Genomic DNA, 17,738 nt, shown 5'->3' on the forward strand with positions numbered 1-17,738 from the left:
GGGGGATATGATGAAAAATCGAGAGGTACTACCTGTATCCGGTATCACTTGTACAAACTGTGCGGCTAAAATTGAACGTGATGTAGCAAAACGTGAAGAAGTCGCCTCTTGCCAAATTGATTTTGCGACAAGTCGAATGGTGATTGAATGGATTGACGCTTCAGAGCGAGATCGGATGCTCAAATCAATCGAACAGACGATGATGCGGATTGAGCCGGGGGCGAAGTTTGTCAAACAAGAAGACGATCAAACCGAAGGACGAGATTGGACGCTTTGGAGATTTCTCGCGGCCGCCCTTATTTTTTCGATTGCCATTTGGACAGATTCGATTCCAGGATTTCTTGTGGCTTACGGACTTGCCGGCTACGATGTCGTATATGGCGCAATTCGAAACGTATGGCATCGGGAATGGTTCGATGAGAAATTCTTGATGACCATTGCGACCGTTGGGGCATTTGCGATTTCAGAATATCCGGAAGCTGTAGCGGTTATGTTGTTTTATCAACTTGGAGAATACGTGCAAGGACGTGCGGTACGAGCTTCCCGAAAATCCATTCAGTCCTTGTTAAGTATGAAGCCGACACGAGCACGTGTACTTGAGGCGGACCGGGAAATCGAACAATCGCCAGAAGACGTTTCAATCGGGTCGCATCTCGTTATTCGTTCAGGAGAATTGGTTCCGATGGACGGATTTGTCGTGAGTGGAGCTAGCTCTCTTGATACGGCATCATTGACAGGTGAATCGGTTCCACGACAAGTGAGTGTGGGAGAGGAAGTCTTGGCAGGAATGGTCAATATAGAAGGACGACTCATCGTAGAAACGACAAAGATCGCGTCTGAGTCGAGTCTTCAAAAAATGATTGCGCTCGTCGAAGAGGCGAATGGAAAGAAAGCCAAAACGGAGCAGATGATCACGCGTCTGGCAAAGATTTATACGCCTTTCGTCGTGGTCATGGCCGCACTTGTCGCATTTATTCCTCCGCTATTTGTAGGGAATTTAGACGAATGGATTTATCGCGCCTTGATTTTCCTTGTCATTAGTTGCCCATGTGCACTAGTGATTTCGATTCCGTTAGGCTATTTCGGTGGAATCGGTTCGGGTTCGAAACAAGGAATTCTTGTGAAAGGTGGAGAGTACCTCGATACATTGACCGAAGTGGATACCGTCGTCTTCGACAAGACAGGGACGTTGACGACAGGACGATTTGAGGTGACGGACGTTGTGACGGCAGCAGGTGTCGACGTTGATGAGCTGTTACATCTTGCTGCCCGTGTCGAACGAGCGTCTAATCATCCGCTTGCGCAAGCGATCGTCCAACGCGCTGGAGAGGTTCAAGCGTTTGAATCGATTCAAGAGGAACCTGGATACGGTCTCTATGCGCGTGACGGTGAGGATCATGTGTACGTCGGAAGTGCTCGTTACATGGAACGACTGGGTCAGACGATTGACGATTCATCCTACGGTACGAGTGTTCACGTGATGAAGAATAATCGGTGGTTGGGCCGGATTGAGTTGATGGATACGGTGAAACCAGATGCGTTCAGTACCATTGAAAACCTGAAGAAGGCAGGACTCCGGACGGTCATGTTATCTGGAGATCGCCGCGATGTTGCGACAAAGATCGGTGAACAGCTTGGGATGACTGAAGTGCGAGGTGAATTGCTTCCACATGAAAAAGTAGAAGCGATTGAGCAGTTGACGCTCTCCCACAAGGTCGCGTTCGTTGGGGATGGAATGAATGATGCGGCTGCTTTGGCCCGGGCAGATGTCGGGCTCGTCATGGGTGGGGTCGGAAGTGATACCGCGGTCACGGCGGCAGACGTCGTCTTGATGCATGATGCACCGACGGATGTCATTCGAGCCATCGAACTAGGGAAGCGAACGAAACGAGTCGTCTGGCAAAATATCTTCTTTGCTTTCGGAGTAAAGGCACTTGTTATGCTGTTCGGACTATTCGGAATCGCTACAATGTGGGAAGCCGTGTTCGCAGATGTCGGAGTGGCGTTATTAGCCATTGCGAATGCGACACGATTACTTCGCACGACTACATGAAAGAAGTGTCTCAAGTGGAATCTTGAGACACTTCTTTTTTATTCGATCGTTTCATGTTGCGGTTTGATTCGCAACAATAAAAACGTGAGGATGACAACGACAGTAAAGAGTAAAAAAATGATGGTAAAGAGTATTTGTGTTAAGAAGGATACTTGATTCTCTGCCGCAATCAATTCTTTATGGACGTCTTTGTATTGCATTTGTTTGAGGGATCGTAAGTCTTCTAAAATCGTTTGACGTTGCTCCGTCATCGTTTCCGCAACAGCCGTTGCTTTTACTAAGTCGCCTTCTTCATAGATGACGAGCACGCGATCGGCTTCTTTTTCCCAAATGGCATCTCGATCAAGCAAATCGAGAACCGAACTCGGGGTATCCGGATCATTGATGACAGACTGCTTTAATTCTCGGGCTTGTTGAGACATGCTGTAGTACATCTCTAAAAAGTGGCGGTCTTCATAAGCAAGTAGACCACGGATGGCATTGGCGCGCTCGACATTATAATACATAATATCTTCAATCGCTTCATAAGAGTCGAGTTGTTCACCTTGTATGATTTCTAAGCGTTCGTTTGTTTCTTTCAATTGAAAAATGAATATCCCGATAATTGAAATCGATAAAATGGACAGACTGATCCAAAGTAAAATCCACTTTCGTTGCGACATCATATCCCTCCTTCCTTCTACATCGTACATGATTTTGTGTGAAACAGCAGAAAATATTTTTTTGAAAAAGGAAAAATCGGGGAAATGTATAATCAAGTAATGTAGTGTCTCTTTACCGAAGGGAACAATTAGATGCATAAGGAGAGTCAATATGTCAGAGAACTCATCGTTACACAAGCTGTATCAGGTGTTAGAAGACAAGCGTACAGATCTTACTTATGAGATTCCAAGCCTTTGGAATCGCATGCGTTTCACTTCCGAACCGGTCCGTAACGGGGTCGAACGAGTCAATCCGTATGACTTTTTAAAAGAAACGATTGAAAAAACGATTTTCCCATATGCGACAGAGAACCGGGATTATCGCACGTCCATCGCGCTTGCGGATGGGCATTTACAAACTGGTGGCGATTGGATTAAACGAGCTTCAGTCTATTCCATGCAAGTACGGACCTCGACTTCTTGGGATCATGACGGATCGGGTTACGTGGAGATGGAGAACACGTTTGGAATGAAAGACACAGGTACTTTTGTGAAAACGCTTGCGCTCATTCCGCATCTTCTCTACATGGGAATCGACACCTTATTCCTTTTACCGATTTCGCAACATAGTCATAAAAATAAGAAAGGAGAATTTGGCTCTCCTTATGCCGTTCAAGATTTCTTTGCCATCGATGAAGAGTTGAAAGAGACGTTGACGGGTGACGCGATGACTGTCGAAGAAGAGTTTGCCGCCTTCGTGGAAGCTTGCCATATGGTAGGGATTCGTGTCGTCATCGATGTCATTCCTCGAACATGTGCCCGTGATAACCGATTGATCCTTGAAAATCCAGAATGGTTTTATTGGATTCCATTGACGGAGGTCGATTATTATCATCCGCCATACGTGCCTGGTATCGGAGAAAATGTAAAGCCGGAATTTGCTTTCTTGCCGATGGTGTATAACTCGGAGGACGTTTGGCAGCATTTACGTCGATTCTCCATGGCGCCGAACTTGGTTGACGGTGAAAAGTGGAATCGGGTCCGGGAGTTTTTACTTGAACATCCAGAAGAGAACGTATTGGCGATGATTGAGCAGGAGTTCGGGCTGACGACAGCGCCAGCTTTCTCAGATTGTATCAACGACCCACAACCCCCGTGGTCAGACGTGACGTATTTCCGTCTCTTCCTTGACCATCCACTTGCATCAGCACCATATGTCAATGATGCAGGAGTGGCGCCGTATATTCTATTTGATTCAATCAAGTCCAATCAATTCCGGGGAAATGAAGTGAACGAGCCGCTCTGGGAGATGCTTGCTGACATCATCCCACACTACCAGCGGGAATATGGGATCGACGGAGCTCGAATCGATATGGGACATGCCCTTCCAGTCGATTTAGCGCAACGGATTTTAGAACAACCTCGTGCCATTGATTCCAATTTCAGCTTTATTGCGGAAGAGTTGATTGAGTCTGGGGCTTGGGCGGCTAAGGACGCAGGCTATAATATGATCATCGGATATGGATTCTATAAAGAACCACGATTCCAAACGCATGAAACCCATCAATTTTTATATGATTCACGTTTTTTGCCTCTTCCAGTGTTCGCCTCAGGTGAAACAGCTGATACAAGGCGTCTTGCTACACGCGATGGAGGTCGACAGGCGAGCCGATTGTTGACGGTATTGAACGGATTTATGCCAAACGGGGTTCCGATGACGAACTCTGGGCTAGAGTTATATGAGACGCAACCGATGAACACCGGGCTAGACTGTCGTCCTGAAGAAGCCTATCAGCTCTTCCCGACGGACCCTTATTTCGGCAAACTTGCATTTTTTGATGCGTATCAATTCCATTGGGATCATCCGGAACGGGATGAGATGATTGAAGTGATGCATCAAGTGGCTGAAATTCGTCGTCGATGGTTAGACGTACTCGTTGACCCGAATCACTTTGAGCCGCTGATCTTAAACGAGCCGTTCGCACCGTTCATTGGATTCGCTTGGTTACGTCCAGAGACGAATGATACGCTACTTGTCGTGGCGAATACGAACATGGTTGACTCGTTGCGAGGAGTCGTCGCGCTTGATGGGGTACGACGTCGAAATTGGAATGCGAGTCGTTTTGCGGAAATGATTTATTCACCATATACATGGCCATATGCCGAGCATTCGTTTGATGAAAATTGGAATCTCCTCGTCGATTTGAAGCCGGGAGAAGTGAAAGTGTATGAGATGAGATGAAAAAACGCCTTGGACCGAAATGCGGTTCAAGGCGTTGTATTTTTCATGTAGTAAATAATAAACTCGTCAAGCGGCATCGGTTTCGCATAACGATAACCTTGCATCGAATCGCATCCGATTTTACGGAGGAAGTTTTCCTGATATTCGGTTTCGACACCTTCGGCAACGAGCGCCATTCCGAGTTGTCGTGCCATGGCGACGATGGTCGTCGTGACCATTTGATATTCACGGTTCTCTTCGAGTTGCATCGTGAACTCTCGAGGAATTTTCAATTCATCGATCGGATATCGTACGAGATAAGCGAGCGAACTGTAACCTGTCCCGAAATCATCAATGGAAAGCTTAATACCGAGTGCTTTTAACTCTAAGATGCGATTTAATACGCGATCCGAGTGATGTGCGGCAACAGTTTCCGTCAATTCAAAGTTGAGTCGTGACGGCTCAATCGGGAACCGTTCGAATAGCGTTTTTAGATAGTCAATCAAGTGTTCGTCAAAAAGCTGTCGGACGGACAAGTTGACCGAGAGTTTCGGTAAGTGAATGTCCCCTTGTTCAAATATGTGGATTAACTGGAATGTCTCATGAATCATCCAGCGGCCTAAATCCTGAATGTGACCCGTTTCTTCGGCAATCGGGATAAATTGGCTAGGTGGTATGAACGTTCCGTTATGTTGCCAACGCATCAATGCTTCCGCACCGATGACGGCTTTCGTCGAGGCGTCAACTTGAGGTTGAAGGAAAAGGGAGATCTCTCCTTTTTCAAGAGCGGTTTCAAGACCTTCCATCAATACTTTCCGTTCCTCTTTGTCCTCGCGTAACCCCGGTTCAAACATGACCGTTTCGTCACGTCCTTTATCCTTCGCACGGTACATGGCCAAGTCGGCATTGGATAGTAAATGTTTTAATTTCTTCCCGTGCTCCGGGAAACGTACGATCCCGATCGAAGCGTGCACTTCAACGAGTGTTCCCGCCATGTAGTATGGTGGGCGATAGACGAGCCGTCGCAATCGTTCCGTCAACATTTCGTCGTCTCCATGTTCCGCGACGACGATAAATTCATCACCACCGAGTCGTCCTGCATATTCGTTCGGTAAGAGTGCGGTACGCAGTCGTTTTCCGATGTGCTGGAGAAGTTCGTCTCCCATATGATGTCCGAATTGGTCGTTAATCTCTTTGAATCCGTCCAAATCGGAGAACATGAGCGTGAACGTACGACCTTCTTCCATTAATCGCTCGATCTGTTCTTGAAGTGCATAGCGATTATGAAGACCGGTCAGACTGTCGAATTTTGCTTGATACAGGATTTGCTCTTGTTGCTCAATCATCTGAGTGATGTCTTTCGCAATCGCATAAATCCCCTCAACTTCTCCATCGATAATCATTGGTACGTTGACGAGTTGCCAGACACGTGTCTCGCCTTCGTCCGTCATCACGCGTACGTCGATCGTTCGCGGTCGACCGTTCGTCAATTCTTGAAGAATGATGGTGTAAGGGGCACGGTCTTTCGTTTCGATGATATCGAGAATGTTTGAGCCGAGTAATGTTTCTGTCGTCAGTCCTAGAATCGAACTGCCAGCCTCATTGACCGATAATACTTCACCGTGTAAATCGAATAAGAAAATCGGCTCTGAGTGGTAGGCGAACAGCGAGCGATACTGTTGCTCACGAATCTCCAGTTCATGAGCTTTCGTTGACACGGCAACCTCTAAATCTGTATTCACCGTATGAAGACGATGGCTGATGAGTGCATTCTGCTTCGACACGACAAACTGACGAATGAGTAACAACAGTACGGCATTCGCAATCATCGAGTCGAGCACGGATGAACCGAGCAAGCGATCAGAGGCCAGAATGAACATCATCACGACCACGCTATACAATACATAATCCATGATCGAATCGTAGGCGAGTGCGTCTTCTGATAAATCATCGACCCAGTAGCTGATGGAGATCGTTAAAATACTACTGATTTGGACGATGTGTATCAAGTCGTGGGTAATGCCCGAAAATACAAATAATGTGTTGGTGATCGAAGCGACTGTGAAACCGAGTATACCGACGAGTAACAAAATCCGGAATTGTTGACCGGTCGAGACGACCCGATTTAAATAAAGGAATCCAAGCATCATGTACAGACTGATGAGTAACATTTGTTCTTCAAATCCACTCAAATGGGAAACAAGGGTAACGTCTTGGGTGGTATAAAACCAAATATGTAGACCACCAATCACAATAAAACTAAACAAGGCGAACAAATCAAACGTGCGTAGTTTTAATGTACGAATCTCAATCGATTGCGTGATCACAATAAGAGCCATGATTAAATAAAAGAAATTTTGTAGGAAAAGTAACGATTGCGTATAATCATCATTCGTATGATAATGCATCAGCAAATAGAGCGTGAAACATACGTTTCCTAAACTGATCAACGTGTGGATGAAACGCCGCATTCCTTTATATTTAAAGATTGCTGATCCACTAAACAAAATCGCCGTACTTGAGATGACGAGGTAATAAATAAGTAACGTCATATTTCGTAAATCATGTGGAGTTAAAAATAAAAATAAAAGTCCGGTAGAAAAAGTTCCGATCAAAATTGCCGGAACGTATTGGCGCAACGAGTAAACAGACAACTCATGCACCTCCTTCTGTATATGTATGGGGCTCTTATTTATTATCGGAACGGATGAACGAAGATTACACAAAAAATCGACAACAATCTATATTGTTGTCGAAAATTTTAGATTTAAAGTGTATACGAGTGTTCTTTAAAGTTCCCGACGACCGAATCGATTTCAGATACAGTGACAAATGCCTCAGAATCAATGTCAGATACGATTTGTCGAAGTTTAGGAATTTCATTGTTTTGAACAACAACGTACAGCATTTTTTTCGAGTCGTTCGAATATCCGCCTGTCGCATCCATGATGGTGACACCACGTTTTAAGTTCTGCTTGATGACCAAATTGATTTCATCTGCTTTTTTGCAAATGATGAAACATTGCTTTTGAGCGGAGAAGAACTTATGAATTGTGAGCAACGTGCGTGACCGGACAAAACTTAACACAAGAGCATACATAACGGCTTTGATATCAAAGACGATGAACACCAACACATAAACAATGATGTCCTGTGTCAAAAATATTTTTGGTAACGATAAGTTTCGGTTATTCATATAGATTACTTTTCCTAAAATATCGAGTCCGCCAGTAGAGGCTCCTGCGAATAGGAGAAGGGCGAGTCCAAGTCCTGAAACAATCCCGCTAAATACCGAAGCGACAAGCGGATCGTCGAGTGGGGTCGGTGGAATCAGGATGGGCAAGCTATCAATGAGAATCGAGGACAGCACGACGACAATCCCCGTCATCATAATGAAGCGGCGCCCTAAATATTTTAACCCTAAGATGAAAAGCGGGATGTTGAGGACGAGTTGGGTCATCCCGATCGGTGTACCGAAGAGTTCATTCGAAATCAAGGTGATCCCGACAATTCCACCTGAGCCGATTTCATTAGGTTTTAGCAGTAAGCTGACAAAGACAGACTGAAGGATTGTCCCGGCAATGATGAATAGTACCGTTTCGAGGGCAACCCGTTTTCGAGTTTTTGCATACATAGGTAATGGCTAGGCCTTACGCCTCCTTTAAGAAAGTCTTCTGCTAGCGTACTGCTACTCGTGAATCATTTCAAGTCATAATTCGTTATGAAAGCGGTCGATGTCACTTGCTAATTGCTCATGTACATAATCGATGACTTGGGCATCGTCAAATAGACCAAGTGGGACATCGTCAGGAATCGCATCGAACGGTGAAACAAAATACAAAATCGCTGCCACGAGTTCTTCTTGCTTGTCGGGTTGCATGTCGAATTGGTTGTTATATAATGCGCGCAACATGTTCAACATTTGTTTCATCTGAAAGTAGAGAGTAAGTTCTTCCTCACGTTCGATATTGCTGATTTCGTTGGACGCCACATCCACCGTGACTTTTGCGAGCGCACGCTCACCTTGAACGAGCAAGTCACCGAGTTGTTCACGGTCGTGGACGTCTTCTTTCGCCTGTTTTAAAAAATGTGTGTATGTTGTTTTCCAATCTGCCATGTGTATTCCTCCTTCATTCTTCAATTACTAATATGCCCGTTTTTGCGCATTGGTTGCAACTTTTCCTGAAATTTAAGAAAATAAAGATAACTGAAAAGGAGGAACGATACATATGTCTATGATTTCTATGCCGACAGAGGCAGATTTTGCACGCTATGCAGAACTAGCGGTGAAAAAAGGGGTAAACATTCAACCGGGTCAACAGTTAGAAGTACGTGCTGATATCAGTCAGGCGCCACTTGTCCGTCACGTGGTGAAAGCTGCGTATGCGGCAGGAGCGAAACAAGTATTCGTCAACTGGAGTGATGAAGAAACGTCAAAAATTCGCTTTTTCGATGCGCCGGCAGATTCGTTTAAAGAGTTCCCGGATTGGCTCAAGGCACGCTTTGAGCAATTGGCTGAAGAAAAAACAGCATTTTTGTCTATCGTGAGTGATGACCCGGATGCCTTGAATGGTGTCGAGTCGTCACGAATCTCAGATGCGAACCGTTCTGCAGGACAAGCGCTTGCGAAATGGCGTCAATACGTGATGAGTGACAATGTCAGTTGGTCAATCGTTGCAGGCGCTTCAGATGCATGGGCACAAAAAGTATTTCCAGATCGGGAAGATGCGGTTGCAGCGCTTTGGCAGGCCATCTTTGCGGCAACGCGTATGGATCAAGAAGATGTCGTCGTGGCATGGGACGAACACGATCATTCACTCCGTAGTCGCGCGAAACTGTTAACAGAGAAAAAGTATGCGAAATTACATTACAGCGCGCCAGGAACAGAGCTCACAATCGGCCTTCCGAAAAAGCATGTATTCCTCGGTGGTGGCGGTCCGAACGCGGACGGAATCGACTTCATTGCAAACATGCCGACTGAAGAAGTGTTCACACTTGCAGATAAAGATTCTGTCGAGGGGCACGTGTCGAGCACAAAACCACTCAGCTATAGCGGAAACTTGATTGATGAGTTTACCCTTTGGTTTGAGGGCGGCAAAGTCGTCAAAGCAGAAGCGAAAAAAGGGCAAGCGGCTCTTGATGAATTGTTGAACATGGATGAAGGGGCACGCCGCATCGGTGAAGTGGCACTCGTTCCAGATGATTCTCCAATCTCGAATTCAGGTCTTCTCTTCTACAACACATTGTTTGACGAAAATGCATCATGCCACTTGGCATTAGGTCGTGCTTACTCGACATGTCTTGAAGGTGGTCCTTCGATGTCGCAAGAGGAACTTGCGGCAAATGGGGCGAACGACTCGATGACACACGTTGACTTTATGATTGGGTCAGCTGAAATGAATATCGATGGAGAACGGGAAGACGGCACGCGCGAAGCAATCATGCGTGACGGAAACTGGGTGATCTAAACGAAAGAGCGAATTCCGATTTCTTCGGAATTCGCTCTTTTCATGTGATGTCGTATAAATAGCGAAGAGCGTGAGGCAAGCGGCGACGCCATGCTGATTCGTGATGAATCGCATCCGGTTCCACTTCATATCGGAAGGCGACGCCTTTTTTTGCGATTGCTTCAATCAGTTTTGCATTCGTGAACAAGTAATCGCTCGCTGTGATTGGTCCGCTCTCTTCGTTTGTGCCGATATCCATATACAGTTTTCCTCTAAGTTCCCCTTGTTGCAACGCTTGGATTAACGGCTCAAGGTTCGCCCAAGCTGCGGTGGAAAGAGCACCAATCTTTTTGACGGAAGGATAAGTCGCCATCATATATAAAGCGATGACGCCACCCATCGAACTCCCCATGACACCGACATCCTCTGGGTCTGTCGCATACTCTTTGTCGATTCGTGGTTTCAACTCTTGCATGATCCAGTCCGTGTATATGCGTCCTCGACCACCCAGTGTCGGACGTGTTTTCGCAAGATCGGGTCCGATACGACGATATAACATCTCATCTTCTTCATATGAATATTCGTCATATCGGTCGAGCCAGTTCGATGCGCTCGCGATGGCGACGACCATGAGGGGGAGTCGGAGTGTATCGATGCAACGGTCGATTTCCCATCCTTCTCCATATGTAGCCGTGCTTCCTGAGAATACATTTTGCCCATCATGCATATAAAGGACGGGTAAACGGGTGTCGACATCGACCCAGTCGGGCCGAAACACGCGGACAATCCGTTTTTGACCACGCACCTTCTCCGTCGGAATCGTCACGTTCAATTGTTCAATCATCTTTCCTCACCTCTTTCACCTTGTATTGTGGAGAATCATCATTCAAAATACAACTAGATTCCTTGACTACCTACCGTTCGTTAGGTAAAGTGTGAGGCAAGGAGAGTGAATGACGTGAATACAAAAGAAAAAATCATGCAATCTGCACGCACTCGATTCGCACGTGAAGGATATGAAGGAGTATCACTCGCAGCCGTTGCGGAGGATGTCGGAATCCGTAAGGCCTCTTTATATGCCCATATCGATGGGAAAGAGCAATTGTTTAAGCAAGTTGTGACGGATATGGCGAATCGTTACGAAGAAGCATGGCGGGAAACATGTGAGGGTACCGAAGACCGACCACCTTTAGAACGGATCGAGTCGATCGTTCGTACACTCACGTCATTTTTTAGTGATCATGAGACGTGGATGTTAACGAAGCGGATGCTACTCGTGCCACCACCGGGATTTCGGGAGTATATTGAGGAAGTGATTGGAGAAGTAGAGGCGGAATTAAAACAGTTTGAACAAGAACAGTTTCGTCTCGCGATGGAGCGTGGAGATTTGCCATTGCAACCACTCGACGAACTCTATGCGGCGTACTATTGCTTTTTAGATGGGGCTCTTTTGTCTCTATTCACATTTGAAGATGATCGGGAGATGCGACAACTCGCAGCGTTCCGCGTTTTTAAGAAAGGGGTGGGCTGGCGTGAGTAAAGAAAAAGGGGCATGGGTCTCCCTCCTGTTTGCAGGACTACTCGAAATCGTGTGGGCGACGACGATGAAGTTGTCAGAAGGATTCACGGTTCTCGGTCCGACATTGTGGACGATTGGCCTCTTAATCATTAGTTTTGGATTATTGGCGAAGGCATTTCGCGTTTTACCGGCAGGGACGGGGTATGCCGTGTTCACGGGAATTGGAGCAGTCGGGACGGTGATTGTCGGAGCCTTCTTATTTGAAGAAGGGATCAGCGGTTGGAAATTTTTACTTGTGACGACGTTGATCATCGGAATCATCGGATTGAAACAAGTGACAGGAGGCGAAGAAGCATGAGTTGGGTTTACTTGATTGGCGCCGGAATCGCTGAAATGACAGCCGTATTTTTTATGGGGAAATCAAAAGGATATCAAATCGTAAGATGGTCGATTGCATCCGTCCTATCCTTTTCGCTCAGCTTTTATTGGCTATCAAAGTCGCTTGAAGGTATCCCACTCAGTCTAGCTTATTCCATTTGGGTCGGGATTGGAGCGGCAGGCGGTGTCATATTAGGCATGCTTTATTTGAACGAATCGAAAAGTCGCTGGCGGATCTTTTATTTAATCTTGATTATCGGAAGTGTGATCGGATTAAAAGTTGTAGCGTGAAGGGTTGAAACAATCTGAAAAAGGGAATTAATTAGTTCAGATTACGAGATGGATGAATGAAAGGGGCGGAAAACGATGCATCTTGTCGAGTTGCAATCCGAACGTTTGCGGTTTGAACCGTATACGATTTCTGATTTCTATTTTGTTAAATCGCTTCTCCAAGATCCTCGGGTGATGCGTTTCATCAGTCCGGACGGGAGACCATATACGGATGAACAGACAATCGAATGGTTCGAACGGCAATTGGCACGTTACGAGACTGGGCGTCAAACGGGGCTATTGAAACTGATGACGTTTGACAGTGATGAACCGATTGGTCATGCCGGTACACTGTTGCATGAATTGGACGGGAAAATTGAATTAGAAGTGGGATATTGGTTGACACCGAAGCATTGGCATATGGGATATGGACGAGAAGCTGCCGCACGATTGATGCAGCATGCTTTTACCGAGGGAGAGAAGGAAATTATCTCGCTCATTCATCCGGAAAACGTTCCGTCTCAGCGTGTCGCCAAAGCGAACGGTCTTCATTGGGACCGCGACACGTTATATCAAAACATGCTCGTATCCGTTTATGCGGGTGATCTGGAACGATTATGCCGACATATCGATCGCCAACAAATGACGCGATAAAATAGTTTTAAAAAAGATGAAAAAAATTGTTGCCAACTCAATAGTTTCTTGATATATTAATAGTGTCCTTAAGAGAGGACACGACCTGATTCTGTAGCTCAGCTGGGAGAGCGCTACCTTGACAGGGTAGAGGTCGCTGGTTCGAGCCCAGTCAGAATCACTTGGGTGCCAAACCCTCGAGAAACCCACCGGAACATGGGTTTCCGCGAAGCCACTTCTTGCGAGAAGTGGCTCTTTTTTTGTATGTTGACATCAAACGAAAGCAATTGGTATATTCCTTAACATACATAACGAAACGGGGAATGTTGCATGGTGCTAACGGGAACGCTCGTCAATGCCGGATTAATCGTCATCGGGGCATTGTTAGGTCTTTTATTTCATCGTATTCCAGAGCGGATGAAAGAGACGGTGACAGCCGCAATCGGACTTGCAGTTATCTTGCTTGGCATTCAGATGGGAATGAAAAGTGAAAACTTCTTGATTGTCATCGGAAGTCTTGTCGTCGGGTCTGCGCTCGGGGAGTGGTGGAAGTTAGATGAATTGTTGAATGAAGTTGGTTATCGCCTGGAGCGGCGTCTTGGGAGTCAATCGAGTGTAGCGGAAGGGTTTGTGACGGCCACGCTCATCTTTGTGATTGGAGCGATGGCGATTATTGGCGCACTTGACAGTGGGTTACGGGGCGACCACGATGTATTGTATACAAAAGGCTTGATTGATGGTTTTACAGCCCTCGTGTTAAGTTCGACACTTGGAATCGGTGTGATGTTTTCAGCTGTACCTGTACTCATCTATCAAGGCGGAATCGCACTACTCGCCATTCAAATCATGAAATTCATTCCAGAGTCGCTTATGGACAGCTTTATTTTAGAGATGACCGCGACCGGTGGGGTAATGATTGTGGCGATTGGCTTGAACTTGGTTGGTATTACAAAAATACGAGTGGCTAACTTATTGCCTGGCATTCTCGTGGTCGCGATGATTGTCACAACGATCCATATGCTATAAAGAAAAAAGACTGAATTCGATTCAGTCTTTTTTCGTGGTTGAATGCAAAGCTGAAGGCTCTTTTTGTAGAGCTTCCGCAATGATTTTATCCCAATCGGCTGCGTCGCATGCCGTTGTACAGGTCGGTTCAATTTCACATGTTGCACATTTCCCGCCTTTTGCTTTACGTGTGTAGCGGTAAAGTGAAAATGCGGCATATCCAAAAACAATGAATCCGATGAGTAGGTCAAAGAATGACATGATCTTCCTCCTTACGCAAATCCGAATAAGCGACCAACTTGATAAATGATCAGCGACACGACATAGGCAACGCCAAGACCATATAAACTGGCGAACCACGTCAACTTGGCACTACCAACTTCTCGCCGGATGACAGCGACTGTCGCCAGACAAGGGACATATAGCAAAACGAATGCCATGAAGCTATAGGCGCTAAGCGGGGTAAAGATGGGCAATAGCGACTCCGATAAATCTGATTCGCCGACCGCATAGATGATTGCCATCGTAGACACGACAACTTCTTTTGCCAAGAATCCGGTAATGAGCGAGGCGCCTGCTTGCCAAGTTCCAAATCCGAGAGGGATGAGTACTGTCGCAATCAATCCACCGATCAGGGCCAAGAAGCTCTCGTTCATCGGTACATCAAAGCCATTTGGACCTGAATAGGCAAGTAGCCAGATGAACACAGAACCACCAAAAATAAATGTACCTGCTTTTCGAACGAATCCTTTGGCTTTTTGCCAAGTGCTACGCCACAACGTTAGTCCTTGGGGGACACGATATGGGGGTTGTTCGACGATGAATAAGCTTGTCTGATCTTCAGCGGCTAGTGCCTTCGTAAAGATTTTTGCGGCAATCAAGGCAAGGAAAATTCCGAGCATGTAAAGTGAGAGAACGACGAGCGCTTGATGAGTGGCAAAGAAACTTGCCGCAAACACAGCGTAAATCGGAAGTCGGGCCGAACAAGACATGAACGGTGAGATGAAGATGGTAACAAGACGTTCTCGTTCCTCTTCCACCGTTCTGGCAGCCATGATTCCAGGGACGTTACATCCGAACCCGATAATCATCGGGATGAAGCTTTTTCCGTTCAGCCCTACGAGTTGCATGAAACGGTCCATCACGATGGCGACCCGAGCCATATATCCTGAGTCTTCCAGAAATGAAATGAAGAAAAAGAGTACAAAGATTTGTGGGACGAAAACCAATACGCCCCCGACACCTGCAATGACACCGTCTACGAGAAGGGCTTGAATGAATGGAGAAGCGCCTACAGCCTCTAACATCCAAACCGCTCCTGATGTGATCGGACCAGACAAAAGTTCATCTAACGCATCGGAGAGCGGTGCACCAACCCAGTTGAATGTCACATGAAACAGTGCATATAGGACCCCGAAGAAGATGGGCAAACCTAAAATGGGATGTGTCACGATGGCATCAATACGATCGGTCATCGTCACGTGCTGTGCATTTTGATTTTCAATGACTTGGTGTCGAATCTGTTTCGCCCAATCGCGACGACGCTCAGTGATATGTGCGTGTGCAAAGCGTCCGAGAGTGGCTTCGAGATGCTTACGAACGGTGACGACATCCGGGAAGGACGTCTCTAAATGGTCAACGATGATTCGATTCCCAGCCAAGTATTGAATCGCAATCCAACGATCTGTTCTCGAAAGGCCGGTTAAACGAAGGATCTGTGTAATCGCTTCTTCTGTTTCAAGACCATAGTTCAACTCGAACGGTTGACGTTTTTCCATTTGGATCGATGAGAGCAAGACATCACATCCATCTCCCGTTCGTGCCGTAATAGGGAAGACATCTACTTGAAGGAGTGTTTTTAATTTGTCGAGATCAACATGCATCCCACGGCTTTCTGCTACGTCAACCATGTTCAAGCCGATTTGAAGCGGACGCCCCATCTCTAAAAGTTGTAGCGTGAGTTGTAAGTTTCGTTCTAGCTGCGAGGCATCGACGATGTTAATCATCCCGTCAAACGGTTCGTGAAGTAGGAAGCGAGAAACAATGGCCTCGTCTGCTGAGAGCGGGTCTAGGTCGTATACACCGGGCAAATCGATGAGCTGTCCAACTTTCCCGTGCAACTGACCAACTTTTTGTTCGATTGTGACGCCTGCCCAGTTCCCGACGTGGGCGAACGAGCCTGTCAATCGATTAAATAATGAGGTTTTTCCTGTATTTGGGTTGCCAATCAATGCGATTCGTTGATTCATGGCACAATCACTCCGATTTTTTCGGCATCTGATCTTCGGATGGCGATAATTTGTTGATGATCTACTTGTTCAATTGTGAGCGGTCCTGAAAAAATAGCTTTTCGTTTTACTCGTACCGAACACCCCTCATAAAACCCAAGTGAAATCATTCGGCGACGCAAGCGATCATCAACTTTAGTCAAATCAGATAGAATGACGGTTTGATTCAACGTGATATGACGTAATCGATTCATAATACCCTTCCTATCTTTTGATAACGATTCTCATTCGCTATCGTATCACGTTCACTGAAAAAGTGAAATATTGTTCATGTAAAAAGTTATATTTGATAATGAATAAGGTCGAGTGAACATAAAAAAAGCGTAAACGAATATCGTTTACGCCTCTTCGATCGTTTCATGCTCTTCTTTAGCGCTCTCACGTAAGGCTGAAGCCATCACGTCGGCAAGGTTACGTTCACGCAGTACGCCGACTCCTCGGTCTGTCGGTCCACCTGGAGCAGCCACGTCAGCAATCAGGTCCTTCGTTGCGCGTGTCTCGTGTGAAAGTAACTCAGCTGAGCCTTTCATCGCTTGAGCGACAATTTGACGAGCCGTCGCCTCATCATATCCCACATCGGTCAAGACCGGTGTCATCGCACCGACAATCTCATAAAAGAAGGCCGGGCTACAACCTGCTGCTGCCATGAAGGCAGACATCGTTTTCGCATCGGTGACGGCCGTTCGACCAACTCGTTCAAAGAGAGCAGTCGCTTTCTTTCGATCCGCCTCGTCCGTCTCGGGTCCAAACCATAATCCTGTCATTCCGCTACGATAGGCGACAGGAGTATTCGGCATCGCACATACGGCAGGGAGACCAGAAGTCTCTTCTAACTGACTTGGTTCGATGTGGGCCGCAACAGACAGGAGTAATGGGGTCGTCCATTCTTTCGATTCCACGTACGGAATGACGCCATCCGGTTGCATGGCAAGTACAACGATGTCATAGTCGTTGACGTCTTCTTCTTCGACGATTTGAACACCGAGTTCACTTTGCAATGCGAGTAACCGTTCCCGGTCACTACGGTTCGTCATTGTGATCTGTGTTGGTTCGATTCCAGAGTCAATCCACCCTCGAACGAGCGCCTCACTCATCGATCCTGCACCGACCATTAATAATTGATTCATCATTCGTCACCTCTTCTTTTCGATTCGGTCAATAGTTATGTTGACTATCATAACAAACCTGCTCTCGAATATCGCCCATCTTGCTCATATGTAAGGAGATGGAAAAGGATTTGTCACATGAATCGATGAACATGACAAACATTTCAAATCGCGTTA

Annotated in this window: 17 protein-coding genes and 1 tRNA gene; 9 read left to right on the forward strand and 9 right to left on the reverse strand. The window is 46.3% G+C overall.

Annotation, left to right across the window (positions count from 1 at the left end):
* Positions 1–10 precede the first annotated feature (10 nt).
* Positions 11–2,053, forward strand: a complete 2,043-nt coding sequence (locus tag KNO90_RS12425) for a heavy metal translocating P-type ATPase (RefSeq protein ID WP_215113718.1) — start codon at positions 11–13, stop codon at positions 2,051–2,053.
* 38 nt (positions 2,054–2,091) lie between these two features.
* On the opposite strand, the gene KNO90_RS12430 is transcribed toward KNO90_RS12425, so the two are convergent.
* Entirely contained in the window at positions 2,092–2,715 is a 624-nt protein-coding gene (locus KNO90_RS12430; protein WP_215113719.1) for a hypothetical protein, read from the reverse strand.
* Positions 2,716–2,866: 151 nt separating this feature from the next.
* Between KNO90_RS12430 and KNO90_RS12435 the strand changes: the two genes are divergently transcribed.
* Entirely contained in the window at positions 2,867–4,936 is a 2,070-nt protein-coding gene (locus KNO90_RS12435) for an alpha-amylase family protein (protein ID WP_215113720.1), read from the forward strand.
* Positions 4,937–4,962: 26 nt separating this feature from the next.
* On the opposite strand, the gene KNO90_RS12440 is transcribed toward KNO90_RS12435, so the two are convergent.
* From KNO90_RS12440 to KNO90_RS12450, 3 genes are all read right to left on the reverse strand, one after another.
* Positions 4,963–7,569 carry a putative bifunctional diguanylate cyclase/phosphodiesterase gene (locus KNO90_RS12440; protein ID WP_215113721.1) on the reverse strand — a complete coding sequence of 869 codons (2,607 nt, stop codon included), beginning with the start codon at positions 7,567–7,569 and terminating at the stop codon, positions 4,963–4,965.
* Positions 7,570–7,682: 113 nt separating this feature from the next.
* A complete protein-coding gene (locus tag KNO90_RS12445) occupies positions 7,683–8,549 on the reverse strand; it encodes a YitT family protein (RefSeq protein WP_214742769.1) in 867 nt (288 codons plus the stop codon).
* 75 nt (positions 8,550–8,624) lie between these two features.
* Positions 8,625–9,032, reverse strand: coding sequence for a YkvA family protein (locus KNO90_RS12450; RefSeq protein ID WP_214742770.1), 408 nt, complete (start codon positions 9,030–9,032; stop codon positions 8,625–8,627).
* Between the two features lie 112 nt (positions 9,033–9,144).
* Here KNO90_RS12450 and KNO90_RS12455 point away from each other — a divergent pair, with 112 nt between their 5' ends.
* On the forward strand, positions 9,145–10,383 hold the full coding sequence (locus tag KNO90_RS12455) for an aminopeptidase (protein WP_215113722.1): 1,239 nt from the start codon (positions 9,145–9,147) through the stop codon (positions 10,381–10,383).
* A 40-nt stretch (positions 10,384–10,423) separates the two neighbouring features.
* On the opposite strand, the gene KNO90_RS12460 is transcribed toward KNO90_RS12455, so the two are convergent.
* Positions 10,424–11,206 carry an alpha/beta hydrolase gene (locus tag KNO90_RS12460; RefSeq protein WP_215113723.1) on the reverse strand — a complete coding sequence of 261 codons (783 nt, stop codon included), beginning with the start codon at positions 11,204–11,206 and terminating at the stop codon, positions 10,424–10,426.
* 114 nt (positions 11,207–11,320) lie between these two features.
* On the opposite strand from KNO90_RS12460, the gene KNO90_RS12465 reads away from it, so the two are divergent.
* The 6 genes from KNO90_RS12465 (at position 11,321) to KNO90_RS12490 (ending at position 14,188) form a co-directional block, all read left to right on the forward strand.
* On the forward strand, positions 11,321–11,902 hold the full coding sequence (locus KNO90_RS12465; RefSeq protein WP_215113724.1) for a TetR/AcrR family transcriptional regulator: 582 nt from the start codon (positions 11,321–11,323) through the stop codon (positions 11,900–11,902).
* Positions 11,895–12,239 (forward strand): DMT family transporter, encoded by a 345-nt coding sequence (locus tag KNO90_RS12470; RefSeq protein WP_215113725.1) that lies wholly within the window; start codon positions 11,895–11,897, stop codon positions 12,237–12,239. The genes KNO90_RS12465 and KNO90_RS12470 overlap by 8 nt, the downstream gene beginning before the upstream one ends.
* On the forward strand, positions 12,236–12,550 hold the full coding sequence (locus KNO90_RS12475; RefSeq protein ID WP_215113726.1) for a DMT family transporter: 315 nt from the start codon (positions 12,236–12,238) through the stop codon (positions 12,548–12,550). The genes KNO90_RS12470 and KNO90_RS12475 overlap by 4 nt, the downstream gene beginning before the upstream one ends.
* Positions 12,551–12,625: 75 nt before the next feature.
* The gene (locus KNO90_RS12480) at positions 12,626–13,183 is read left to right on the forward strand and encodes a GNAT family N-acetyltransferase (RefSeq protein WP_214742776.1); all 558 of its coding nucleotides are present in this window, start codon (positions 12,626–12,628) and stop codon (positions 13,181–13,183) included.
* 87 nt (positions 13,184–13,270) lie between these two features.
* Positions 13,271–13,343: transfer RNA gene (locus KNO90_RS12485), tRNA-Val, on the forward strand.
* A gap of 149 nt (positions 13,344–13,492) precedes the next feature.
* A complete protein-coding gene (locus KNO90_RS12490; RefSeq protein WP_214742777.1) occupies positions 13,493–14,188 on the forward strand; it encodes a DUF554 domain-containing protein in 696 nt (231 codons plus the stop codon).
* 21 nt (positions 14,189–14,209) lie between these two features.
* On the opposite strand, the gene KNO90_RS12495 is transcribed toward KNO90_RS12490, so the two are convergent.
* The 4 genes from KNO90_RS12495 to KNO90_RS12510 all read right to left on the reverse strand — a co-directional run bounded on the left by KNO90_RS12495 (position 14,210) and on the right by KNO90_RS12510 (position 17,582).
* Positions 14,210–14,428: a FeoB-associated Cys-rich membrane protein gene (locus KNO90_RS12495; protein WP_214747346.1), complete on the reverse strand. Its 219-nt coding sequence runs from the start codon at positions 14,426–14,428 to the stop codon at positions 14,210–14,212.
* Positions 14,429–14,439: 11 nt separating this feature from the next.
* Positions 14,440–16,416 (reverse strand): ferrous iron transport protein B, encoded by a 1,977-nt coding sequence (gene feoB / locus KNO90_RS12500; protein WP_215113727.1) that lies wholly within the window; start codon positions 16,414–16,416, stop codon positions 14,440–14,442.
* Positions 16,413–16,649, reverse strand: a complete 237-nt coding sequence (locus KNO90_RS12505) for a FeoA family protein (protein ID WP_214742780.1) — start codon at positions 16,647–16,649, stop codon at positions 16,413–16,415. Before KNO90_RS12505 ends, feoB begins: the two co-directional genes overlap by 4 nt.
* Before the next feature lie 144 nt (positions 16,650–16,793).
* Positions 16,794–17,582, reverse strand: a complete 789-nt coding sequence (locus tag KNO90_RS12510) for a pyrroline-5-carboxylate reductase family protein (protein WP_251127462.1) — start codon at positions 17,580–17,582, stop codon at positions 16,794–16,796.
* Positions 17,583–17,738 lie beyond the last annotated feature (156 nt).

Source organism: Exiguobacterium sp. s63, from assembly GCF_018617335.1.
GTDB lineage: Bacteria > Bacillota > Bacilli > Exiguobacteriales > Exiguobacteriaceae > Exiguobacterium.